General features: G+C 44.6%; 18 protein-coding genes. 9 read left to right on the top strand and 9 right to left on the bottom strand.

The genetic code is table 11. The features are described 5' to 3' along the window. Positions 1 to 139 precede the first annotated feature (139 nt). From ED652_RS01935 to ED652_RS01920, 4 genes are all read right to left on the bottom strand, one after another. Positions 140 to 1,810, bottom strand: coding sequence for a FapA family protein (locus ED652_RS01935; protein WP_122053320.1), 1,671 nt, complete (start codon positions 1,808 to 1,810; stop codon positions 140 to 142). A gap of 596 nt (positions 1,811 to 2,406) precedes the next feature. Next, positions 2,407 to 4,578 (bottom strand): GNAT family N-acetyltransferase, encoded by a 2,172-nt coding sequence (locus ED652_RS01930; protein WP_122053319.1) that lies wholly within the window; start codon positions 4,576 to 4,578, stop codon positions 2,407 to 2,409. 92 nt (positions 4,579 to 4,670) lie between these two features. Continuing rightward, the gene (locus tag ED652_RS01925) at positions 4,671 to 5,645 is read right to left on the bottom strand and encodes a ParB/RepB/Spo0J family partition protein (protein WP_065106005.1); all 975 of its coding nucleotides are present in this window, start codon (positions 5,643 to 5,645) and stop codon (positions 4,671 to 4,673) included. A gap of 5 nt (positions 5,646 to 5,650) precedes the next feature. Continuing rightward, complete coding sequence (locus tag ED652_RS01920; RefSeq protein WP_004732566.1) at positions 5,651 to 6,868, bottom strand: ParA family protein; 1,218 nt, start codon at positions 6,866 to 6,868, stop codon at positions 5,651 to 5,653. A gap of 1,250 nt (positions 6,869 to 8,118) precedes the next feature. Between ED652_RS01920 and ED652_RS01915 the strand changes: the two genes are divergently transcribed. Then, complete coding sequence (locus ED652_RS01915; protein ID WP_017111265.1) at positions 8,119 to 10,098, top strand: replication initiator protein RctB domain-containing protein; 1,980 nt, start codon at positions 8,119 to 8,121, stop codon at positions 10,096 to 10,098. Between the two features lie 365 nt (positions 10,099 to 10,463). On the opposite strand, the gene ED652_RS01910 is transcribed toward ED652_RS01915, so the two are convergent. The 3 genes from ED652_RS01910 to ED652_RS01900 are packed head-to-tail and all read right to left on the bottom strand — an operon-like array spanning position 10,464 to position 12,709. Then, a complete protein-coding gene (locus ED652_RS01910; RefSeq protein ID WP_122053318.1) occupies positions 10,464 to 10,946 on the bottom strand; it encodes a transcriptional regulator in 483 nt (160 codons plus the stop codon). Further along, on the bottom strand, positions 10,943 to 11,875 hold the full coding sequence (locus ED652_RS01905; RefSeq protein ID WP_050620252.1) for an ATP-binding cassette domain-containing protein: 933 nt from the start codon (positions 11,873 to 11,875) through the stop codon (positions 10,943 to 10,945). Before ED652_RS01905 ends, ED652_RS01910 begins: the two co-directional genes overlap by 4 nt. A 9-nt stretch (positions 11,876 to 11,884) precedes the next feature. Beyond that, positions 11,885 to 12,709, bottom strand: a complete 825-nt coding sequence (locus ED652_RS01900) for an ABC transporter ATP-binding protein (protein ID WP_122053317.1) — start codon at positions 12,707 to 12,709, stop codon at positions 11,885 to 11,887. 362 nt (positions 12,710 to 13,071) lie between these two features. Here ED652_RS01900 and ED652_RS01895 point away from each other — a divergent pair, with 362 nt between their 5' ends. Together ED652_RS01895 and ED652_RS01890 are read left to right on the top strand one after the other, a co-directional pair. Continuing rightward, a complete protein-coding gene (locus tag ED652_RS01895; RefSeq protein WP_017111270.1) occupies positions 13,072 to 13,266 on the top strand; it encodes a hypothetical protein in 195 nt (64 codons plus the stop codon). 179 nt (positions 13,267 to 13,445) lie between these two features. After that, on the top strand, positions 13,446 to 14,006 hold the full coding sequence (locus ED652_RS01890) for an NADAR family protein (RefSeq protein ID WP_076667500.1): 561 nt from the start codon (positions 13,446 to 13,448) through the stop codon (positions 14,004 to 14,006). 171 nt (positions 14,007 to 14,177) lie between these two features. Here the strand turns inward: ED652_RS01890 and ED652_RS01885 are convergent, their stop codons facing one another. After that, the gene (locus tag ED652_RS01885; protein ID WP_122053316.1) at positions 14,178 to 14,936 is read right to left on the bottom strand and encodes an ABC transporter substrate-binding protein; all 759 of its coding nucleotides are present in this window, start codon (positions 14,934 to 14,936) and stop codon (positions 14,178 to 14,180) included. Positions 14,937 to 15,024: 88 nt separating this feature from the next. Between ED652_RS01885 and ED652_RS01880 the strand changes: the two genes are divergently transcribed. Beyond that, positions 15,025 to 17,433, top strand: a complete 2,409-nt coding sequence (locus tag ED652_RS01880) for a response regulator (RefSeq protein WP_122053315.1) — start codon at positions 15,025 to 15,027, stop codon at positions 17,431 to 17,433. Positions 17,434 to 17,536: 103 nt separating this feature from the next. Here the strand turns inward: ED652_RS01880 and ED652_RS01875 are convergent, their stop codons facing one another. Then, entirely contained in the window at positions 17,537 to 18,265 is a 729-nt protein-coding gene (locus tag ED652_RS01875; protein ID WP_122053314.1) for a UTRA domain-containing protein, read from the bottom strand. A 211-nt stretch (positions 18,266 to 18,476) separates the two neighbouring features. Between ED652_RS01875 and ED652_RS01870 the strand changes: the two genes are divergently transcribed. The 5 genes from ED652_RS01870 to ED652_RS01850 all read left to right on the top strand — a co-directional run bounded on the left by ED652_RS01870 (position 18,477) and on the right by ED652_RS01850 (position 23,265). Continuing rightward, on the top strand, positions 18,477 to 19,622 hold the full coding sequence (locus ED652_RS01870; RefSeq protein ID WP_162929890.1) for an ABC transporter substrate-binding protein: 1,146 nt from the start codon (positions 18,477 to 18,479) through the stop codon (positions 19,620 to 19,622). Positions 19,623 to 19,683: 61 nt separating this feature from the next. Continuing rightward, complete coding sequence (locus ED652_RS01865; protein WP_122053313.1) at positions 19,684 to 20,571, top strand: alkaline phosphatase family protein; 888 nt, start codon at positions 19,684 to 19,686, stop codon at positions 20,569 to 20,571. Further along, positions 20,568 to 21,461 (top strand): ABC transporter permease subunit, encoded by an 894-nt coding sequence (locus ED652_RS01860; RefSeq protein ID WP_122053312.1) that lies wholly within the window; start codon positions 20,568 to 20,570, stop codon positions 21,459 to 21,461. Before ED652_RS01865 ends, ED652_RS01860 begins: the two co-directional genes overlap by 4 nt. Next, positions 21,461 to 22,246, top strand: a complete 786-nt coding sequence (locus ED652_RS01855; RefSeq protein WP_060980833.1) for an ABC transporter permease — start codon at positions 21,461 to 21,463, stop codon at positions 22,244 to 22,246. Before ED652_RS01860 ends, ED652_RS01855 begins: the two co-directional genes overlap by 1 nt. After that, the gene (locus tag ED652_RS01850) at positions 22,246 to 23,265 is read left to right on the top strand and encodes an ABC transporter ATP-binding protein (protein WP_122053311.1); all 1,020 of its coding nucleotides are present in this window, start codon (positions 22,246 to 22,248) and stop codon (positions 23,263 to 23,265) included. The genes ED652_RS01855 and ED652_RS01850 overlap by 1 nt, the downstream gene beginning before the upstream one ends. Position 23,266 lies beyond the last annotated feature (1 nt).

Here is a 23,266-nt window from a genome sequence, read left to right as displayed (position 1 = left end):
GAATAGCAGTTGGGCTCTGTTTTATCTAATGAACATCCGGGGCAATGTCATTCACAGATATCTTTCTTCTAACATGATGCCGTATTGCGATGAAGATATTTTTGATAACCGCTGAATCGGTGCCGTAAATGGGCACCAATTACAACGAGATATCTTCTTGTTCCATCTTGAACGAACATTGAATCTCATACTGGTTGAACGAGAAAACACTGCCGCCATGAGTTCGTTTGGTTGTGACTGTTTCATCGCCAAACTGAATCGTGACTCGGGTATACACCTTTTCGTGTGCCTCTACGGTGCACTCGGCAAGGTTGGTTTCAAACTCCGCTTCGAGTGTATCCAACTGCGACTTGGTATTTTCAATCGCGAGATTGTTCTTTTCTCGTTGTTGCTCAATCTCCAGCGCTTGCTCTTCGCTTCTTTCCGCTTTTGGCCGCTTCTTAAATTCGAGCTCTTGGCGAATTACACCCATGGTTTGTTCTTGCGCGTGTTTATACACTTCTTTGAGTTCTGCAATCTTCTGTCGGTAACCATCGTAGCGCGCAAAACCATGAACCTTAGTAGCGGTATCCCCTTCTACGCCCAAGAAGACGCATTCCACTTTGCCACCCACCTTAGCTTCTCCGCCACTGAGCGTGCCATGCTTCTTCATCGTGTCCATCACGATAAGGTCATGCCCACATCGAATCTCGTTACCCATGCTGTGTACACCAAGACGAAGATCGGTACCCGTTTGTAACTCTGCATTTTGAGCGTAGCTGGCAGTAATGGAGCCTTTGGTAAATACTTTGCAAGACTTGGGCTCACCTTCTTTCGTAGTGTGACCAATAATCCCCTTCGCGACTTTGATGTCCCCTTGCGCTTGAACCTCGGCCGATTCAATAAAACCACCAACCGTAATGCAGCCTGTCGCCTTAACAATCATTCCCGGTTCAATGTTTCCAGAGACAAAAACGTTACCTTTAAATTTAACGTGACCGGTAGACACATCAACATTGCTGACACATAGCGCATCATCAACTTCGATACTGCGTTCTTTAATGATTGGTAAACCGGGGCATGAGGCGAGAAGTAAATTAGGGTCGTCGGGAGAAATGTAGGTGCCCTTGCCAGGTTTGATTAGACTGTCTTGTCCAGGAAGCGGTGGGATGATTCGACCTTGAACGGTAAAGCCAGCAATACCTTTAGTCGCAGGAGTGCGCTTCATCAGGTGATCATTTTGACCAACGGTAATGGTCTCACCTAAATCTCGCATATCGATTTTGCCAGCGTCTTTGCTGCGTGGCTTTAAGACTTGGCGAGTAATGTCTTCAACCAAGGCGGCAAACTTCGCATCCTTACCCTTTACGGGTTGTGTGCCTTGAGCGACTGGCTGAGTGAATTTTTCTCCAGGCTTTAGCTTGCTACTCATCATCAACACTTTTCTGAGCGCTAATTTATTAATACCTTTGGTTATGTGGGCCTGAGCCAAACAGTGAATGATGTCGCTACCACGCAGCGGATGTCCATTATAGGGTCCCGTCACGACAAGGCTCGCGAGCATCTCATCATCTGACAATTCGACCGCAACACTGGCATGACGAACTTCGGCAATCAAGATTCCCTCATAAGCTTCACCCTTACCTTCTTTAGAAAGAGTGACAAAGCGCAGTACCTCTTCTTCGAAAAGAAAATAGTTAGATGCGTTCAAAGCTTCCAAGGCTGGTGGCAATGTCTTGTTATCAAAGCTTGCGTCGACCACAAATCCAGATGGCAAACGAGCAACCACCTGCAGCTTATCTTCTGACAAAGTAACAATGTTGTCCCACATTCGAATCGAGTATCCCTAATGACTCAGTTGTTATTCAGTCTATATAATTCGTTCTGAGCTTAGAATCACCACAGTAGAATAATCAGCGTCACATCACTTACTTTCGATTGTGCAAACATGACTCAGAAATAAGACACCCGCATTTTATGAGCGGGCTCACCTTTACAATCATAATCCGCGATTTTTAAAAGCAATTTTGGAATAGAGCTCTAGAACCTGACAATGGAAAATAGAGCATGAATACGATTAGAATCATTCGATGGCGGAAAGCCTCAGATGAATATACCAAGTAAACACTCGATAAAAGCGATGATGAAAGTCTTTATTGAAACGCACATCAGTAAACAGGTATTCGATTGAGTAAACGAGATTCGGGTTGCCTGAGTTGATGAGCTCAACGTTCAAATTAAATGCTGAGACGGTACTTTCCAATTCTAGGGTTACTAGGTCAATATGAGGATTTAGGAAAAAAGAGTAAGATTAGGGGAAGCTTTAGAAACAAGTAATCGAAGAAGAAGCAAAAGATAGATTTCAGTTTACAGTGTAAATCGACATTTCGGATTTACACTGTAAATTAATCTAGAAACTATCTCTGTCTATTTACACTGTAAATTGGACAACAAGAAAGAGATATCTTGTCGAAGTTGAACTTCTGCTCGCTTACGCCCGACAAGGTTGAACTGTTCAACACAAGACCCCCAACCTTTTTGTTGCACTACTTTTGCAATCAACAAATCAGAGATAGCCGAATAATTGGCATCACGATGTTGTCGTTCAAAATTAGTAGACTGCTCTGTTGATGACGGTGAAGGCTCGCTCGACAGTTGAGTGTTTCTCGCTAGAATTAATTTCAACGTGATAAAGCCAATACTGTCGTAGCTGTTTCCGCCTTCTACATAGTTACAAAGCAACTTCTTTTCTAACTCACTAACTGACAGTGACTGACTTGGTAATAGAGCACGAACCATATCAACTTCAAGAGAAATTAGAGAACCAGAGACGAGAAAGCAAAAGCTTTCCTCAAATTGAGACTGCACGTGCGCGACCCAATTGTTAGCACCAATGACAAGTGGCTTTACCATCAACAGCGAGTGACAACCACTCGCTTGATCTCTTTGATGCCCAATATGAACGGGAGCAAATTGGTTTCGTCGCCAGAAAGAAACCAATTCGCTGGTAGCACCAAAACTCGTTGCTAGATAATCCATATCGGAGACTTGCTTCGATAACTGCTCAAGCATCCAACTCCCTAAGCCTAAACCTTGATGGTCAATTGAAACCGCAATTCTCATCACACGCAGACAACGGTTTGTTGCCGCTTCACTAGCTCCGAGCTGATTAGCTAACAACACTGGCGCAAGATGTCCTTGAGGTCTGCGCTTTCCTATTTGAATCTGAGCAATCAGATCTTTATCTAAACCGCCCTCCACCGTCACCAACATACAACCCAAACAGATATCTTGTTGCCAAGCTGCGTATAAGTGGATAGCCGGGTTATTGAGGAACTGCATTAAGTCATTGGGCGATGTCTGATAATGAGCGTCGACTAAAAGAGAGAAACACTGCTGAAGCTTTTCAGGGTTCGCCAGACACTCGGTTTTAGATAGCTCGACCAGATTCAGTTGGCTGAGCACCTCGTCAGAAAAATCATCAGCCTCATGAACAGCAGAGCTACTCAATAAAACCTCACCACTCAGCAGGAAGCAATCAAACAGCCAACGTTCTAGAGGGTCGTTGTTATTCCAGCGGATTGGTTGCTCAAGCTTATAGCCTCTCCATCCAGGACGATGCTCAGAAAGCCAAGACTCAAACTTAATGCCAAACCCTCGTCCACTTCCCTCGTATCCGTGAACCGTGGTTGAAAAAACCATACGGTGATAACTGCCGACCATAGATTTAAGCATCGGGATCGGAATGGCAGCCGCTTCATCAACTAATAACAAATCGCAATCAGGCTTAGATTGAAGTATTTCGTCTGGTGCGACGAATTTTAGACTGCCACCTTGATGGCTAATGTGAGTAGCATTGATAACGTCACAAGGGTCTAGTCGTTGGCTTGCGTGAGCAAATACTGGCTCAACCGCTTTAACCGAAGGTGCGGTGACAATGATATTGAGCCCGAGACGCTCAACCAAAAGCTCCGCTGCCGCGATACCTAATGTCGAACTCTTACCGCGACCTCTGTCTGCGGTGAGAATCAAGGGACGCTTTCGATGTCCAGAGACGACTTTCTTAACTAACTCTACTGCCGTCTTTTGTTGCTCAAATCTATCGAACAAATTCGGTTGGGTTAATTCTTCAGGCAAAGAATTACGAGTATAGAGTTGCGTTAGCTGTTCATCGTCTTGAGAAACAGAAAACAGTTTGGCGAAGTTGGACGCTAACCAACGTTTTCCAAAAGTAGAATTTAGACCCTGTTCGGATTCATCTGATTTTGGCGGGATAACCAACAACAAGCCGCCGCCGACTAACGCACCCAGTGCCGCACTAAAACTATTGGCGTCAAACTGCTCTCTAAAATCACAAACAAGAAGTTGGCATTCTCGACCTAGGAGTTGTTGCCCCTTTTTAACGGGAACATGTGTTACCGATTGAAAAGGCGAACCACCCATCTGGAAAATTGTTTGTGCTAAAGAGGCATCAAGAAAGCTCTGAATCGTAGCGTCTTGCCAATCACTATCACCAGAAAAGACAACACCGTAACGATGCTGATTATGCTCGGCTGTTTGGGAAAGAGTATGTAGAAAGGTGTTTGTTGGGTTCGTCATAATTAGCGTCCAGATTCATCTAAACACAGTTTATCACAGCCAAATAAAAAGCCGCATAAAGCGGCTTTAGAGTCATTCGATAGTTTGAAAACTTAATCGAGTTTTGATTGAACGAAGTTTAAAATTTCTTGCATCGTCGCATCATCCACTTTTTTAAGATTCAAAGCTAGGTTTGAACCTTTACGGCTATAAGACGCACGACCTTTGATAAGCTCAACTTTTGGAGATACTTTCTTCGCTGGCGCAGGTGCCAGTTCAAGAATCCAACCTTCCAAAGTTTCGGTCACGTCTTTCGTTAAACGCGTAACACCTTGCGCTTCACTACGCTGCCATACAAAACCTTCAGAAGCATCACACTTAGTCAGTAATGTTTGTTGCTGTTCACCCGTTAAACCGCCAAATTGTTTGTGCAGTTTAACAATCGTTGGGCGACCAAGGTCGCTCACATTAGGGTAAGCTTGTAGCAATTCAAGTGGTAAAGCCGCCGCTTTTAATGCGCCACTAACCAAAGCCTCACTGCACTGGAACATTTTAGCTAATGCTTTTTGGTCTTCAGCTTCGCCTTTATCCAGTTTCGCCTGCATCTCTTTACCTTTCTCGTAAAGAGAAAGTGGCTTGTGAGCGTTTGCAACGTCTGATAAGAACTTAGCGTGTTCACCGTTAATGTTTTCCGCTACGTAAATTAGGAACTCTTTGTCCGCTAAAATACATGACATGCGACGACGGCTACCATCAAGAACTTCAATTTTGCCATCTTTATTCTTACGACCAACCGCTGGATATTGCTGACCGCGTTCTTTTAGCGTAGTCAGAACATCAGAAAGAGCGTGTTCATTTAAGAAAGATTGCTCACGAGCATTGTCTTCAAAAACAACCGTTCGAGTCGCAACGTCAGCTGCAGGAATTCGAACCAATTCAAATGAAACCAGCTCTTCACCTGCAACCGAAAGTTCAATCACTTGAGCTTGTTCTTTTGCGGCTGTTTGCGCTTCTTGAGGTGTTGCTACGCGGCGTTTGTTTGCTTTACCAAATAGCTTTGCATTTAAGTCAGATGTTTTAATTGCCATTTTTGTTATCCCTGATTAAGTGAAGGCCAGTTGCTATGTAATACTCGCTCTAATTCTAGAGCACTTTTTTGTACCGCGTCTTGAGCAACGGCTAGAGTTTTCTTACCGCCCTCAAAGTCGCTAACCGTCAGATCGAAAACCGTGCTGTAAGTATCAGCACAAGTTTCGAAGGCACGGCTTCTTGGAATCGTTGCCATCATGACTTGGTCATTCAACAAGTAGTTCATCTCAGTTAATACTGATACCTGCTTCTTGTTATCGTCTTCAAACATCGTTGGCATAAGGCGAACAAATTCAAGCCCTTTCCAATCATCTGGGAACATCTCATACACAGTTGGTAAGTGTTGGAAGAAGTTAACGGTTGAAGCCCAGTCCAAACGCTTCGCAGCACATGGGATAAGAAGTGCATTCGATGCGTACATCGCGTTCCACACTAGCGGGTCAACGTGCGGACCGGTATCAATCATAATCACATCAAAATCATCGGCGATTTTGTCGATAAGCTTCTCTTTAAGGAGACGAACGATATCAAGTGACTGATCTTGAGACAGGCTTTGCCACGCTTCAGCGTTAAACATCGCATCTTCAGGGAACGCCGAAATCGTCTTTAGATTCGGATACTGTGTTGGTAATAGTACGTTCTTACGCAAGAATTCAAGGTCAACATCTTGGCCTTCAGGCACATTGTCCAACATGATATCAACGGCAGAATAGATACTGTCGTGCTCTGCCCCACTAATTTGTGGGTTTAAGAACAGACGCAAAGAACCTTGTGGATCCAAGTCAATCAGACAGATACGGTAGCGCTTGTCTAAATTCAGAGACAAACAAGCCGCTAGGTGAACCGCTGTCATTGATTTACCCGTACCACCCTTCTGGTTCTGTACGTTAATAACCCATGGCTTATTGTCTACATGCTGCTTACGTTGGTGGAACTTCGGCACTTCAGCCGCATCCATCAGCATGTGAGCTTCGGTCAATGAAATCGAGTAATGATTGGCGTTGTTCTTTGTAAACTGATGACCATCTGCTTCAAGCTTGTTGATAGCCTCATCCAATTTACGACGAGTTAAGCCTGAACGCGTCTCCATCATAGCTTTAGACATTGGAGGGAAATGCTCATCACTTCGCTCTTCCAGAATAATCTCAATTCGGTCAGCCTGAACTTGTTGAGTTTGTTCGGCCAGCTGATAGAGCTTATCAATCGTTTGTTCTCTTTTCATTGCCAGTTTCCGTAATGATTAACTAAGTACAAATTGTACAGCGATTAACAACAAACACAACAAAAACATGAACATACATTTATGAGTAAAATCACATAAAATAGACTGTATTTTTACAGTTTGATGAAAAAACGGCTAAGACAAACACAAAAATGACCTTTTCTGTCATGTATAACGGTGCTATTTCTACCTTACATTTAAAATGTTACAGCGTCACTTATTTACAATGTAAATGGAATTTCAGTCAAAACACTTCGGAACGATTGAAACACAAGCATAGATTACGGTTCGTGTGATTTGCATTCGAAATTGACAGGTTTGCAACCAACAAAGAGTAAAAAACTAGAAAATCGTTTGGCAAATAAAAAACAAAGCGCAGATGAGACGTCACTAATCAAAAGAGAATTAAGCCTCAACCGGAAGAATGATCATGGGATACAGAACTCGTAAGAAAATTAATAAGGCTAATTTATGAAGCATGATCAAGGTGTAAACTCGCCAATATTGATCCGCATGAGTGCCCGTTCGAAATGATCAACTTCCGGAAAAATGATCAAGTAAATATCGTTCCGGAAGCATGTAAATTGACAACTAACTTACGGACAAATGCTTTTGTAATGGGGATTCAAGCTCTATAAGGCCTCATTGATGGGAAATTCAATCGACACGGATTGGAAATACAGAAACATGACAATTTCATGATCATGCTTCCTGATTTATTGAGTATCGAGCCAAAAGTCCCCAACCATCGATTATGTAATCAATACCGAGTAAGTTTTAAACAGAAAAGGGGAGGAACGATGTAAAAGTCGCATTACTTGATCATTGTTCCGATAAAATAGCCAACGAAAATATCCACATTGATGATTTAAACCTCGTCGATCAATTGTGGACTGTGGATAAGCTGTATAAGTATAATGATCATGCTTTCGAACCAATAATGATCATGCTTACAATGACTTAATGATCATCGTTCTGATGTTGAGTGATCATGCTTTCTAAACTTTTATGATCATCGTTTCGTTATCTTTATGATCATGCTTTCCAAGTGATATTTTTTTTACACTTTAAATTCAGCAACTTAAAAGCAAATGATCGCCCTGATCATTAGATCACTTAATCATTTAAGATCATATTAATCAAAAAGATCAGTTATTTAAAAGCCAATAAATTCTCTTTATTTATGATCATTCTTTCTTTATCATTCAGGAACTATAGTGAAATTACGGTTAGTGTGATACGGATCAAAAATGAAACCAGAAGAGAAATTGTTAATTAAGGCACGAAGCCACAAAGATGGTCATTTATTTGAGGTATCTGAAACAGCCGTTGAATGGATAGAACAATATCAACACTTCAAAGGGGTCACGAAAAGCATCGTTGAGCTTCTCAACCTAATTTCACTTCGCGGGTTTAGCAGCAAAGATGGATACGTTTCAACCACTGAAATAATCGAATCAACCGATGGGCAAGTCACTCGTGCTGCCTTACAGCAAAGGCTCAGAGCGGCTGTAAATATCGGACTTTTCAAACAAATCCCAGTTCGCTTTGAAGAAGGCCTTGCGGGCAAAACGATGCTACATCGCTTTGTTAATCCCAATCAGTTGATATCAGTGCTAGGTGCCACCAGCTTAGTGACTGAAAGTGTGAAACAAAACGAAAAGCAAAAGCGTTCTAAAGCCCTCGCACAAACCAAAGTAAACAAACGTTTGTTGAATGAACACGGTCTTAATACCCCGCCAACGATGAAAGATGAAGCGGATCAATTTATTGTCTCGCCAACCAATTGGGCTGGGATTATCGATCAAGCGTTAGCGCCACCTAGAACCCGTAAGAGCTACCAGAAATCGATGGTTTCGATCTCGGGAACTCGAGCGGTGATCGAAACACGATCTTCAAAAAACATTATGACCGTTGATGATCTGATGACGTTATTCGCGCTATTCACGTTAACGGTTCAATACCATGATCATCATCAAGACGATTACCATCTAGATGCTAAGCACACACCGAACAAAACGCCGCTCTACATCACGGATATTCTTTCATTGCGTGGCAAGAAAGACAGCGGCCCGGCTCGTGACTCTATTCGAGACAGCATTGACCGCATTGAGTTTACCGATTTTCAGTTGCATGAGCTTACTGGCCGTTGGCTTAGTGAGAACATGCCAGAAGGCTTTAAGAGCGACCGTTTCCGATTCTTAGCCAGAACCATCACTGCATCGGAAGAAGCGCCTACAGAGGGCTCTGACGGCGAAATTCGCATTAAGCCGAACCTATACATCTTGGTATGGGAGCCATCGTTCTATGAAGAGCTCCTAACGCGCGATTATTTCTTCCTGTTCCCACCAGAGATCCTGAAACAGCATACCTTGGTCTTCCAAATGTATTCGTACTTCAGAAGCCGTATGGCGCGTCGTCATTCTGATTGCATGCTATTGAGCGAACTGAATCAAAAACTGGCGCGTAACATTGATTGGCGTCGTTTTTCGATGGATCTGATCCGCGAACTGAGAAAGTTGGGTGAAGTAGGGGAGCAAGAAGATACCTTCCTCGTCAATCTGTGGGGTTACCATCTGACGATCACGGCGTTGATCGAAAAAGGCAAGACCACCGATTATCAGGTCGATATCAAATGTAACGTTGAAGAAGTGCTGCGTTACTCAAGAGCGCGCACCACCAACGCAGGTAAGCGAAACATGGCGCCTACATTGCCGAACCCACTGCGCAATGAAATGGTGTCTAAGCAAAAGCTGGAAGAGTTATCTGAAATCATCGATGGCGAATTTGAGCCTATTCAGCGTAAAGCTCCTTCACCAAGAGGCAAGCTAGGGCGCAGAGTTAAACAACGTAAGCACTCTGTTGAGATCAATGCTGACGAGATCATGATAACTCTATCTAAATATACCTCTTCAGAGGCTCTAGAACGCAGTATAACGGCTTTATCTGCAATGACCGGGCACTCACATGCCTCAATCAAAGAAGAGTGCTCAGAGCTCATTGAGAAGCTTGATTGGTTGAGAGTCGGTGAGGATGTAATTCCTTACGAAACATTGAGTAAGCTGATCGAACTCTACAACGACCGCGACAGCACCAGTAATCGACACCTTTCAATTGAGCGTCTTATTTCTGGCCTGGCTGTGCGCCGCAAGGTATGCAAGCAAGTTCACGAAGGTCACTTAGACGAAAATGTGTTCTTAGCGCTCGATGAAATGGCGATTGGCCATTAACCTTGAGTCGTATAATCACCGCTGAATGGATGATCTGAACATCATTAGGTGTTGATAATAACCGCACCTAATGCTGACAATGTGATGACAATATAGAGCACCTAGTTGATTATTATTTATCCCGAATAGACAACCTTTGTCCTTTCTTATGATTAATAGATTGGCTCATATTTTGTTACATCATACTGAATAGATTTTCGCGAGTTCCTAAGGGACTCGCTTTTTTTTGTCTGAAATTCATCGAATCATTAAAATTCAATAGCTTATAGAATTCAACTCCGAAGCATGATCAAGGTGAGATCATGCTTTCTAGGGATCTAACTTTGATGAGACTCTGATTTGATGTTTGATCGATATAGGGTTGATCAATGAAGTTGGTGTTTGACACTACCTTGATCATCGTTCTGGGGTTGGTTCGCCATAAAGCGCACATGTGATTCGATCAACTTTTCCGATTCTTGTTGCCAGCGTGGTTCTTGTTGTTGGTTAGCAAACTCCAAAGCCAGCACACACAAGTGTTGTACCCGCTTGGTACCCCACTCTTGTAAGCCGGGTTCCGCTTTTGGGTCACAAGACGCCGCCTGAAGCTTACCGTAAGCAAACATCAGGTATTGATAGGCTTTTTCTTGGTGGTGTGGGTTTTCGATTGAGTTTCGATAGAAAGTAAAGATTCTCAGGCACCCATCCAACCAACACGCGATGCCTTTGCTCTGTTCATCCGTGATCAAAGGCCCCCAGAGTGCATCTGGAGGCGTTAAGATCAAAGGTTCTAACCGTTCCACTTGATCATGCTTTCGGTCTTTGTACCAATCTCCGATCCGCTCTAACCAAGTGTCTAGTTCATTCATGCAACGTTATCCCACTGTTTTACAAAGTGATTATCAGCAACTTGTTTGATTTCATGCTGTATTTCACTGCTCTGTTCTCGAATACGATCAGCGTCTATTGAATAGTTTGGCTCATTTTTGACGAGTTCGCCAAACGGCAGATCAGGATCAGGAACGGCAGAGATCAACAGTTTAGTGTATGGGTGTTGAGGATTAGTAAGGATCGACTGGGTTGAGCCCCATTCGACGATCTGCCCTTTGTACATCACCGCTGTCTCTTCTGCGATGTAATGTGCCGTGGCAAGATCGTGGGTTATGTACAAAAAACCTATCCCCAACTCTTTCTTCATTTTCTGCATTAGATTGAGCACGCCAAGTCGAATCGAAACATCCAGCATCGAGGTTGGTTCATCAGCAAGAATAACTTCAGCGCCAACCGCAAGCGCTCTAGCTAGGTTAACCCGCTGTCTTTGGCCGCCACTGAGCTCGTGAGGGTATTTGGCGAGAGTTTCTATGGGTAACTCCACCAGCGTTAATAATTCTTTGAGGCGCTCTGTGAGAGCTTGTTTAGTGGCTACCTGTTTATGGATCTTAAGTGGGCGCGTTAAATGGTGCTCAATGGTGTGAGTTGGATTGAGTGAACCAAAGGGGTCTTGAAAAACCATTTGCACACGGCTGCGATAATCCAAGATATCTTTACGGCTTTTGAGCGTAGAGATGTCTCTGCCTTTGAACAGTATCTCTCCCTCGGTCGCAGGGTAAACCTTGGTCATCAATCGTGCACAGGTGCTTTTCCCGCAGCCAGATTCGCCAACCAGTGCCAGTGTTTTGCCTGCATGTAAGTCAAAACTCACACCATGCAATGCTCTAAAGATCTCTTCTTTGCCAAATCCCCCACCAACAGTGAATTCTTTGACGAGGTTTTTTACTTGAAAAATAGGTTGTGACATAGAGCTCTCCTAGCACGCCGTCGCGTGAGCATGTTCATGAATATTTGGGAAGGAACTCCATAGCTTTTGGGTGTAGGAGTGTTGTGGGTTATTGCGAATCTCATGGGATTTATTGACCTCAACTATCTTGCCGTGGCGCATGATGGCAATGCGATCACACAGTTGGCTCATTAATGCTAAGTCATGAGTGATAAAGAGGATTGAGAAACCAAACTCCTCTCTGAGTTGGTGTATCTGCTGCAGAATCTCACGCTGTACGACCACATCCAAAGCCGTGGTCGGCTCATCCATGATGATCAGCTTAGGGTTGAGAGCAAGGGCAATGGCAATCACCAAACGTTGACGCATGCCGCCACTGAATTGGTGAGGATACTCAGTGAGTCGGTTGCGCGGAATGTTGACTAGGTCGAGTAACTTCTCTGCGCGATCTTTGGCTTGTTCGTTGGTTATGCCTTTGTGGTGGCGTAGCACATCAGCAAATTGTTCTTCGATGGTTAATACAGGGTTGAGTGAATTCATCGCACTCTGGAACACCATAGCAATCTCGCTCCAGCGCAATGTATTCAAGTGGCTGTCTGATAAGCTCAGCAGATCTTGCCCACCAAACAATATCTGGCCTCCGGATATGAACGCTGGCGGCTTATGCAGACGGTTAATGGCAAACGCGATGGTACTTTTGCCACAACCGGATTCTCCGGCTAAGCCGAAAATCTCGCCTTGGCCTATGCTAAAGCTAACGGATTTAACTGCATTGAAATCACCGTCATCGGTGATGTAGTCGACACATAGATTCTTCACTTCGAGAAGTGGTTTATCTGAATTTCCCACAGACATGATAAATACTCAGTTATGATATTGATAACTATTATCATTATCATGTGTTGGATTTAGTGGAAGCAACGAGCACGAAAAGGATGAAGTGCCTCGAAATTTATCTTGGGTTATTTCACGAATTTTCAGCAGAAAAGAAGCATTGAAAGAGGGGAAAATGAGAGTTGGATCAAACCACATTTCTTATGGGGAATCTTTTAAATGTAATTGCAGAAAATGCCTTTGGCAAAGTTTAAATGAGGCATTTATTAATTAGGTTTGTGAAGCGTCGGAATCATCACATTTCAGTACAGAATTTCTTAACAAGTGATTTAGCTTTTGCTACAGATTAGCTGTCCATTACATGGTGCTTTTCGGAGGAAAACATGTCCATTAATTCTATCAACCATGACGAAATGACAAATATTGCAAACAAGTGGGATGCTGAAGAAGAAGTATCTTTCAAACCAGAAAAGAAAATGAAGTCTGCTGAAGCTCGTCGTCGTATTGAGACTCTAAGAGAAATTAGAGAAAGCGGTTTTAGTCTGGAAGAAGCGAGAGATCTTGGCTTGATTCACTAAAATTTCCAACTGTATTTCAAGGGTGGTCACATACCACCCTCTGATTTATATAGATTTTATTTCTTTAACTGCATTTTTCAACAACCACATCCCATTCACTTCTTAATTAATAAAAACTCGCTTCATACCTCTCTTTTCTGCTAAAAACACGCTGATGGCTTACTCTTGAACTAAGTTGTTTGACAGCAATATGCAACGCCACTAATTTTAAAGTTAAAGCAAAAATATGCGATGTCGTTGGTAAGGAGAAGGCTATGTCTAATTCTGTGGCTCAAGCCAAAGAAGTGCTGTTTTATGAACCTGAAGATCCAAACGGATACCTTTCAAATTTTGCGGCTTGCCCCATTAAGGTTGATGACCAAGTATGGGCTACCAGCGAACACTATTATCAAGCGATGAAGTTCGCTTCTCAAGAACTGCGCAATACTATTTTGGAAGCCTGTTCGCCTGCTGAAGCATTTTCGTTGAGTCGTGATTATGAAGATCAAGTACGTGAAGATTGGTATGACATTCGTGTTGAAGTGATGCAGTTCATTGTGACGGAGAAGTTTAGACAGAATCCACAGTTTGCGTTGTTTCTTACCAATACCGGAGATTCGGTGATCAAAGAACATTCGCATAAAGACCACTTCTGGGGCGATGGAGGGGATGGAACCGGCGAGAACCATTTGGGTAAGATTCTGATGGCAGTGCGTCACCAGCTTCGCACTCAGCAACGGCATTTGATTGCTTCGCATTAGTTTGTTCGAGTTCGGTTATTAGAACGGGTCTACCAGCATTAGGTTATTCGCATTTAAAAGGCCGCCCTGCCATTTAGTTTTTAGCTAAGCAGGGCGGCCTTTTCGGTTTAGAGGTAGTTTGGTTAACGAAGAGAGCCAAACTACGGTATCAAGCTATAACTGACTCTGTCGTTATAAGTAGCTCTGTACGATGTCGTTGAGCTGTCCATCGTCTTTCATTTGGTCGAGACGTTGGTTAATGAAGGTTTGCAGTTTAGGGTCCATCTCAGGGTCAAACGCCAAATGGATAGGGTAGTTATTGATTACAGAACCAAACTCTTGCATCTGGTAGTCATCAATACTCAGCTTTTGCTCGTTTAGGTTGTATTTGATTCGTGATTCCATCTCAACAAACACAGTATCACCAGGTGCTCGGTTCAGGACACGAAACGCAGCCGTGTAATCTTTCACTCGAATTTCGTTGAGCTTACCTTGTTTGATGTATGGCTCTAGGTTCGGATACTCAAACCCCACCAGCAACACCACCACTTTTCCGTCTAAATCGTCGATAGTATTAAACTCAAACGGTTTTTTACCGCTGCTGAGTAACACGTGTTTTACATTGTAAATCGGATCTTTAGACAGGTTAACAGACTGGATGTTTCCCCAGCTCGGGCTGCCGTAGGTTACCCAGTTTGGATTCTCTCTTGCATCAAGCTTGTCGATCATTCGATTAAAAGGGTAGGTGTGGTAGTTGATCTCATATTGGCTGTCATCGAACACCGCTTCCACAATATCTGAAACCATTCCTCTGTGAGATGACCCGTCAGTTTCGATCTGAAAAGGTTGCGCTTGGCTCTCAATAATGTAGTAGTGTAGAGGTTCGCTTGCAGAAGCATAACTGCTTGAAAACAAACTGACTATGGATGCAACGATAAGATGTTTTTTCATAACCTTCCCTAGTTATTTGATGAATGACTACTATTATACTAGTTGAGTAATTGTAGTTTGCTAGGATAACAATAATGGTAATTTGTGTATGGTGAAAAAAGGAAAACGCTATATTGGACTCTCTCGACAGTTGATCGGGACAATAATCGCAATCAGCACCTTATTCACAGTTATAGTGACAGGTCTGGGATTATATGTGGAGTACCAAAGTCGAGTTTCTTTTATCAGTTCTCAGATCGAACAGGTTAAAGCTGGCTACCTCTCCGGTTTAACGGCGAGCTTGTGGGTGGAAGACCGAACTCAACTGTTCGTGCAAGCTGAAGGCATCTCTCGTTTACCCTCTGTGAGTTATTTACTCATAGAAAGCCCCGATGAAAAAATTCTAGAACTGGGTCAAGCAACCTCTGGTCAGTCGTACTCCCAGTCTTGGGAAATGGTGCACCAAATGGGAGGTAAAGATTACCCCCTTGCCACATTAACGGTGCAAGCTGATTTAAGTATTATCCTCGATGATTTCGAAGAACGGGTTCTGTTGTTACTCGCCTTCGAAGCCGTGAAAATCTTCTTGCTCTCTCTGGTGTGTCTGACGATCGTCTATCGTTTAGTCGTTAAACGCTTGATGATCATGTCTTCTCAAATTAACCAGCAACAAGTAGAAGACAACAAGCCACGTTTTCTTACCCCGACAGAATGTACCTATCAAGATGAGATTTCGACGTTAGAGTCGAGCTATAACCAGTCTATTGAACGCATTCGCCAACAATACCAAGAATTGGAAAAAGCCAAAAACACCGCAGAAGTAGCTAACCGCAACAAGAGTGAATTCCTTGCCAATATGAGTCACGAGATCCGTACTCCAATGAACGGCATCATCGGGTTATCGTCTTTGCTTTCTGAAATGGACATGCCGAAAGAGCAAAAAGAGTATGTCGACATGCTCAATACCTCTTCGTTGACGCTGCTTGATCTGATTAATGACTTTCTCGATTACTCGAAGATTGAAGCGGGCAGGCTTGAGCTTCAGCAAGAGCCGATGAAAATGATGGGCATTGCAGCCGATGTTGAGTCGACCTTCAGAGTAAAAGCCGAACAAAAAGGGCTCAGATTCCAACTGGCCATTGATCCTAAGATTCCAACCATGGTGATCGGCGATGGCACCCAATTAAGACAGGTTCTGAATAATCTAGTCGGCAACGCCATCAAGTTTACTGAGCATGGCCATGTCACGCTTTCACTTCGCTTGGAAGAAATCACAGAACCTGAGCAAAAGCTGAGAGTCAGATTCGAGGTGAAAGATAGCGGCATTGGTATTGCGGAAGACAAACAACAATCGGTGTTTGATAAGTTCCAACAAGCCGACGGCAGCACAACTCGTATCTATGGCGGTACTGGGCTTGGTTTAACGATATGCGACAAAATCGTTACCTTAATGGGTAGCAAGCTTGAGCTCACTAGTGTGCAAGGGCAGGGTAGTACATTCTATTTCACCGCTGATTTTGATCCGTGTTTGGAAGTGGAAGAGAGCCGTATCGATTTTAACAAGATCTCCGTGCTGTTGGTGGATGATAGCCAACTCAACATGCGGATTACTTCGACGCAACTGCAGTCCTTTGGAGTGACATCGGAATGTTGTGAGACCGGCGCGAGAGCATTAGAGCTGGTGGCTGACTCCATTGCTCAATCGATGCCTTATGATTTAGTGCTGATAGATAAGGTGATGCCATCGATCGATGGTTTCCAGTTAGCCAGAAGTTTACTTGAACGCTTTGAGAAAGATTGTCCTAAGTTGGTGATGATCTCTGCTGACCCAAGAAAGCAGGATGAAGTTCGAGCCAAGCAAGTTGGCTTTGTCGCCTACATTGCTCGCCCATATCAAGATAATCAGCTTAAATGGACCATCAGTGAGGTGTTAGCGAGAGCGGCGGATACTTCGACCTTCACCTACCCAAATCGAGGCGAGGTAGCGTTCAAAGACAATGAGCCTGTGCCAACAACCCAACTTGCGGCTGTTGCTAAACCAGCAGAGCCTGAGAAAACAGCTTTAAAAGAAGAACCAAAACCTGCGGCGGTCACCGCCTCTTTTAGCGGCAAAGTCTTGGTAGTCGAAGATTCGAGAGTGAATCAACAAGTAGCTAAGATGATGCTTAAGAAGCTTGGTCTTGAGGTGGATATCGCGGACAACGGGGAAATTGGTGTCGAGAAGTTTAAGGCCAATGACTATGTGATGATCTTTATGGATTGCCAGATGCCCGTTCTAGACGGCTTCGAAGCGACGAAACAGATCAGAGCGATCGAAGAGGGCTCTTCAAAGCATATTCCAATTGTCGCGCTGACGGCTAACGTTGTGCAGAGAGACAAGCATTTGTGTTTTGATGTTGGTATGGATGAATTTTTACCAAAGCCGGTTAATCAAGGGAAACTGAGAGAGATCGTTGCCAGTTTTTTATCTAAGGAAACCGATTCGGCTAAAGAAGAAGATGAACAAAAGATTGTTTAGTTAGTTCCTCATCAAATGTAACCGTTAAAAACGAAACTCCGACCTAATCCGTCGGAGTTTTTGTTTGTGCTGGTTTCCTAGTTTCTAACCTATTTCTTACGTGCTATCCGATGCTATCAATATGAATAGCTACAGAATCTGGTCGCCAGTATTCCAGTTCGCAATCCATCAACTCGCCGTCTTGCTTGTAATTCACTCGACAGATCTTAAGAACTGGCTGGCCCTCTGCCAAATTCAGAGCCTTAGCGACATGTGCAGGAGCTGAAGTAGGAACCACGTCAAAGCGCGAGCGTTGGGTCTCGTAGCCGTATTTTTCTCGGTAGATGCCTGTCAGCGACATGGTGAGGTTTTCTGATAATACCTTTTCAAACAGAGGTGCTTTCAAGACGTTCTCAACGAAGAGTACCGCTCTGCCATCAATAAAGCGTAATCGCTCAATGACGTGTATCGGCGTTATCTGTTCTATCTCTAATGCTTTGGCGTAATCGCCCGCTGCCATCTCTGTGCGGGTGCTCAGCAGCCTTGTTTCTGCAATACGATGTTGTTCGCGAATCATTTGATGAAAGTGAGAACGTGACAATGGGTTGTAGCGAATCCGTTCGGGCGACACATACCAGCCTCGGCGTTCCTCTCGGTATATCAAGCCTTCAGTTTCTAATGACACCAGCGCATCTTTGAGCGTGATTCGTGTGGTGGAAAACAGCTCGCTGAGCTCTCTTTCGGATGGCAGTTTTTGCCCCTCGGTGAAGATGCCTGATTGAAGCTGTTCTCTAATGCTTGTCTTAATTCTGCCTAGTTGTGTCCCTGATTGCCCTGTACCCAATGTTCTCATTGCTGATCTAGTCCATAAGTTCGTGTACTTAATAAGGTAAACCATGGAGTTAACAGGAATGTGACAGTAAACAAAGGCTTACTGTCATATGAGTGAAATATAACTGCCATGTAAATGCATCTGAACTGTCAAATAAGTTGCGCGAAAGCGTCACACACTGGCGATAGCATACAAAACGAACTTACTGACCTAGTCCAGAGGGATAGAGACAATGAAAACTTTGCTTAGCCGTTCAACTGTATCGCCAGCCAAACTGAATGGTTTACCTGAAAAATTAATCGGTTCACCTGCAAAACTGTTAGGTGCAACCGTTAAATTGATTGGTGTAACAGGAATAACGGCAACACTTTCAATGCCAGCGATGGCGAAGGATGCTGATCTTAAGTCACTGATTGAAGCCGCTCAAAAAGAGGGTGCGGTATACAGTGTGGGTATGCCAGACAGTTGGGCAAACTGGAAAGGCACATGGACTGACCTGAAAGCAAACTACGGTTTGAAGCATCAGGATACGGACATGAGCTCGGCACAAGAGATCTCTAAATTTGAAGCAGAGAAAAGAAACGCAACCGCAGATATCGGTGACGTTGGTTTTGCATTTGCACGTGTCGCTGTGAAAAAAGACGTAACGCAACCATACAAGCCAACCACTTGGAATGACATTCCAGACTGGGCGAAAGACAAAGATGGTCACTGGGCTCTGGCTTACACAGGTACTATCTCGTTCATTTCAAACAACAACCTTGTTGAAGATGCACCCAAATCTTGGAGCGACCTACTAGAAGGCGACTACAAAGTAACAGTCGGTGACGTAGGTGTAGCCGCGCAAGCAAACAACGCGATTTTAGCGGCAGCATTTGCTAATGGCGGTGACGAGTCGAACCTGAAACCAGCGATTAAATTCTTTGGTGAACTAGCGAAGCAAGGTCGTCTATCTTACACAGATCCAAGCATTGCGAACCTTGAAAAAGGCGAAGTGGAAGTAGCGATCATGTGGGATTTCAACGCACTGAACTACCGCGACAAGATCGACCGTGAGCGCTTTACTGTAAGCATCCCACAAGATGGCTCAGTGATCTCTGGTTACACCACCATCATTAACAAATACGCACAAAACCCGAATGCGGCGAAGTTGGCTCGTGAATACATCTTCAGCGACCAAGGCCAAATCAACCTAGCAGAAGGTTACGCACGTCCAATCCGTAGCAACGTTACGCTGCCTAAATCAGTGCAAGACAAGCTGATCTCGAACGAGCAATACAGCAACGTTCACCCAGTAACTGACTTCTCAGCATGGGAAAAATCAGCACGCCGCCTACCGCGTCAATGGCAAGAAAGCGTATTGATTCACCAGCAATAACCCCGCTTAACACGCCACCTTCAATAGGTGGCTCATAGAAACAAGCAATAGAGAATAGACCATGAGCGATAAGGTTATCCTTGTTGTTCTAGATGGACTGAACTATCAGGTAGCCCGTGATTGCATGGGCTATCTAAACGGCCTTCTAGAACTTAGTGACTCGAAAAACACTATACACAGCGTTCCTCTGAGCCAACAGGGCACTTCGCAAATCATAAGCACGCAAAAAAACAAGCTGCGCGCCACACTTTACCCAATGCAGTGTGAACTGCCGTCCATGTCACGCCCACTTTATGAGTGCATTTTAACGGGAGTTCGCCCTGTCGAGAGCGGCATCGTTAACAACCAAATCGTGCGTTTATCGAATCATGAGTCGATCTTTAGCTTGGCTAAATCGCAAGGAAAAGTGACGGCTGCAGCGGCATATCATTGGGTGAGCGAGTTGTATAACCGAGCGCCATTTGAAGCTGTGCGTGACCGCTTTACTAACGATGAGACCATGAACATTCAACATGGCTGTTTCTACCATTGGGATCACTACCCAGATGAAGCCTTGTTCTTGGATGCCGAGCACCTGCGCGTGACTCATCAGCCTGATTTTTTGCTGATTCACCCAATGAACATTGACGACATGGGACACAAGCACGGGCTGGATTCTCGCCAGTACCGCAACAGTGCACGTGGCGCGGATATCTACCTGTCGAACTACCTTGAGAAATGGGTAAATGATGGTTATCAGGTGATCATTACCAGTGACCACGGCATGAACAATGACTTGTCTCACGGTGGTATTCTGCCTGAAGAGCGCGAAGTGCCATTCTTTGTGATTGGCGATAAGTTCACACACCAAGAATGTTCAGTGAAACAGACCGACATCTGCGGCAGCGTGTGTCAGTTACTCAACCTTGAACACGATAAATCTTACACTCAGGAATTGTTGGCCCTATGAGCAGTTCTGTAATCACGCAGAGCGATGGCTCTGCGCTTCAACCCAAAACCAAATCTTTGTTCAAACGCTTCAAGCCCGCTTTGTGGCTTGCGCCTTTCGCCCTGTTTTTCTATCTGTTCCAACTGGCTCCCATGGTTTGGGTGCTGATCAACAGCTTCTTCTATGACGATGAGCTCTCTCTAGAAAACTATTCTGAAGTCTTCGATTCTGCCTTCATGATGCAGGCTTTTGGCAATAGTTTATGGTTGTCGATTTGGTCGAGTATTGTTGGTTTGGCGATCGCGACTCTATTGGTCTCTTCATTGCGCCGCGTTGATTCTAAAATCCGCGATGCGGTGATTGCGTTTACCAACATGAGCAGCAACTTCTCTGGCGTACCTTTGTCGTTCGCGTTCATCATCATCCTTGGCACCAATGGTGCGATCACCTTATTGCTCAAGCAGTATGGATTGCTGGGTGATTTCGACCTTTACGGCAAGTGGGGCTTGCTGGCGATTTACATCTACTTCCAGATCCCATTGGCGGTGTTGTTGCTGTATCCAGCGTTCGATGCCTTGAGTGACGATTGGCAAGCCGCCTCTGCGCTGCTTGGTGCGAAAACTTGGCAATACTGGACCAAAATAGCGCTGCCTGTGTTGTCTCCTGCCTTGTTTGGCACCTTCATCATCTTGATTGCCAATGCGATTGGCGCGTATGCGAGCGTGTATGCGTTGACCTCAGGAAACTACAACGTGATTACGATTCGAATCGCGAGTTTAGTATCAGGCGACTTGTTCTTAGAGCCAAACCTAGCTGCCGCAATTTCCGTGATTTTGATGGCGATGCTGGCCTTCATCACCGTGATTAACCAATGGCTGATCAGCAAAAGCTACGCAGGGAAGAGAAAGTAATGAACACCGTAAATACTCGCTTTCATAAAACGGTTGTCTATTCGATTGTCGGCATCATGATGATTCCGATCTTAGCGACCTTTATCTACTCGATCTCCTCTCGATGGGGCGCAACGATCCTGCCGGATGGTTTTACTCTGGATTGGTACATCAACCTGCTGACGGATCCTCGCTTCTTACAAGCCTTTGGCCGTTCACTGTTTATCTGTGTGGCTGCGCTGTCACTGAGTGTGGTGTTGGTTCTGCCTGCGATTTTCGTGGTGTTTTACTATTTCCCGAAACTCGATAAGGTCATGAATATCATGATCTTATTGCCGTTCGCCGTGCCGCCGGTGGTATCGTCGGTAGGTTTGCTTCAGTTGTATGCAGACAGCGAAATCTCACTGATAGGCACGCCGTGGATTTTGATTGGCACCTACTTCACCATCGCGTTGCCATTTATGTATCGCGCGATTGCCAACAGCTTTGAAGCGATCAATTTGCATGACTTGATGGACGCAGCTCACCTGCTCGGTGCAAGTACCACCAAGGCGTTCTTGTTGATTATTCTGCCAAATCTTAAGAAAGGCTTAATGGCGTCACTGTTCTTGTCGTTCTCGTTCCTATTGGGCGAGTTCGTGTTTGCCAACATTTTGGTCGGTACACGCTACGAGACACTGCAAATCTACCTATACAATATGCGTCAAACCAGTGGCCACTTCACGTCAGCCCTTGTTATGACGTACTTCCTGTTTATTTTCTTACTGACTTGGTTGGCAAGTCGTTTCAGCCAGGGAACAAAATAATGAGCTATGTAAATGCGAAAAACCTCACCAAGCGCTTTGGTGACAACACGGTGTTTGAAGACATTGAATTTTCCATCGAGAAGGGCGAATTCATCACGCTGCTTGGCCCGAGTGGCTGTGGTAAATCAACGCTGCTGCGCAGCTTGGCAGGTTTGAATCCGGTCGATGGCGGTGAAATCTGGGTCAACGGTGAAGAGATTACTCACCAAGTGCCGCAACAGCGTGGCATCGGCATGGTGTTTCAATCTTATGCGTTGTTCCCGAACATGACAGTTGAAGGTAACATTGCCTTTGGCCTCAAGATGAAAAAGCTTGCTGCTGACGAGATTAAACGCGAAGTCGCGAAAGTGATTGGGCTGGTGGACTTAACGGGCAAAGAGAAATTCTACCCGCATCAGTTATCGGGCGGTCAGCGTCAGCGTGTGGCTTTGGCAAGAGCCTTGGTGGTTAAGCCTCGTATATTATTACTCGATGAGCCGCTTTCAGCGCTGGATGCGAAAATCCGTAAACATCTGCGCCAACAGATCCGAGACATCCAAAAAGAGATGAACCTGACCACGATCTTCGTGACTCACGATCAAGAAGAAGCGATGATCATGTCTGACCGTATCTTCTTGATGAACAAAGGCGTGATCGTCCAAGCCGGTACGCCTGAAGAGATCTACACTCAACCTGCCAATGAGTTCGTGGCAGGGTTCATGGGGCACTACAATCTGGTGCAAGCAAACAAGGCTAAGCAGTTGTTCAATATTGAAACCGAATGGAAAGTGGCGATTCGACCTGAATCTATCTATGTTAAGGAGCAAGGTCGACAGTATGGCGAGCATATCTCCGCGCCGAAAACGGGCACCATTCGCAACCACCAGCTCTTGGGTAACGTGATTCGCTACCAAGTGGACGTTGATGAGTGTGAATTAACGGTCGACCTACTTAACCGTTCTTCTGAACGATTGTTGGCCAATGGCAGTCAACTTGAACTCCTGTTTAACCTTAACGAAATTCAACCTGTGAGAGCCTAAG

Origin of the sequence: Vibrio sp. Evd11, from assembly GCF_900382755.1 — a bacterium.
Lineage (GTDB): Bacteria > Pseudomonadota > Gammaproteobacteria > Enterobacterales > Vibrionaceae > Vibrio > Vibrio lentus.
This window is presented reverse-complemented; position numbering and strand designations above follow the sequence as displayed.

What these genes read in the sequence shown, in the direction of transcription:
- ED652_RS01875 (WP_122053314.1), bottom strand. Translation starts at nt 18,265, where the DNA reads ATGAGAACATTGGGTACAGGGCAATCAGGGACACAACTAGGCAGAATT.
- ED652_RS01905 (WP_050620252.1), bottom strand. Translation starts at nt 11,875, where the DNA reads ATGTCACAACCTATTTTTCAAGTAAAAAACCTCGTCAAAGAATTCACT.
- ED652_RS01925 (WP_065106005.1), bottom strand. Translation starts at nt 5,645, where the DNA reads ATGGCAATTAAAACATCTGACTTAAATGCAAAGCTATTTGGTAAAGCA.
- ED652_RS01865 (WP_122053313.1), top strand. Translation starts at nt 19,684, where the DNA reads ATGAGCGATAAGGTTATCCTTGTTGTTCTAGATGGACTGAACTATCAG.
- ED652_RS01915 (WP_017111265.1), top strand. Translation starts at nt 8,119, where the DNA reads ATGAAACCAGAAGAGAAATTGTTAATTAAGGCACGAAGCCACAAAGAT.
- ED652_RS01910 (WP_122053318.1), bottom strand. Translation starts at nt 10,946, where the DNA reads ATGAATGAACTAGACACTTGGTTAGAGCGGATCGGAGATTGGTACAAA.
- ED652_RS01935 (WP_122053320.1), bottom strand. Translation starts at nt 1,810, where the DNA reads ATGTGGGACAACATTGTTACTTTGTCAGAAGATAAGCTGCAGGTGGTT.
- ED652_RS01900 (WP_122053317.1), bottom strand. Translation starts at nt 12,709, where the DNA reads ATGTCTGTGGGAAATTCAGATAAACCACTTCTCGAAGTGAAGAATCTA.
- ED652_RS01880 (WP_122053315.1), top strand. Translation starts at nt 15,025, where the DNA reads ATGGTGAAAAAAGGAAAACGCTATATTGGACTCTCTCGACAGTTGATC.
- ED652_RS01870 (WP_162929890.1), top strand. Translation starts at nt 18,477, where the DNA reads ATGAAAACTTTGCTTAGCCGTTCAACTGTATCGCCAGCCAAACTGAAT.
- ED652_RS01855 (WP_060980833.1), top strand. Translation starts at nt 21,461, where the DNA reads ATGAACACCGTAAATACTCGCTTTCATAAAACGGTTGTCTATTCGATT.
- ED652_RS01850 (WP_122053311.1), top strand. Translation starts at nt 22,246, where the DNA reads ATGAGCTATGTAAATGCGAAAAACCTCACCAAGCGCTTTGGTGACAAC.
- ED652_RS01860 (WP_122053312.1), top strand. Translation starts at nt 20,568, where the DNA reads ATGAGCAGTTCTGTAATCACGCAGAGCGATGGCTCTGCGCTTCAACCC.
- ED652_RS01930 (WP_122053319.1), bottom strand. Translation starts at nt 4,578, where the DNA reads ATGACGAACCCAACAAACACCTTTCTACATACTCTTTCCCAAACAGCC.
- ED652_RS01920 (WP_004732566.1), bottom strand. Translation starts at nt 6,868, where the DNA reads ATGAAAAGAGAACAAACGATTGATAAGCTCTATCAGCTGGCCGAACAA.
- ED652_RS01885 (WP_122053316.1), bottom strand. Translation starts at nt 14,936, where the DNA reads ATGAAAAAACATCTTATCGTTGCATCCATAGTCAGTTTGTTTTCAAGC.
- ED652_RS01895 (WP_017111270.1), top strand. Translation starts at nt 13,072, where the DNA reads ATGTCCATTAATTCTATCAACCATGACGAAATGACAAATATTGCAAAC.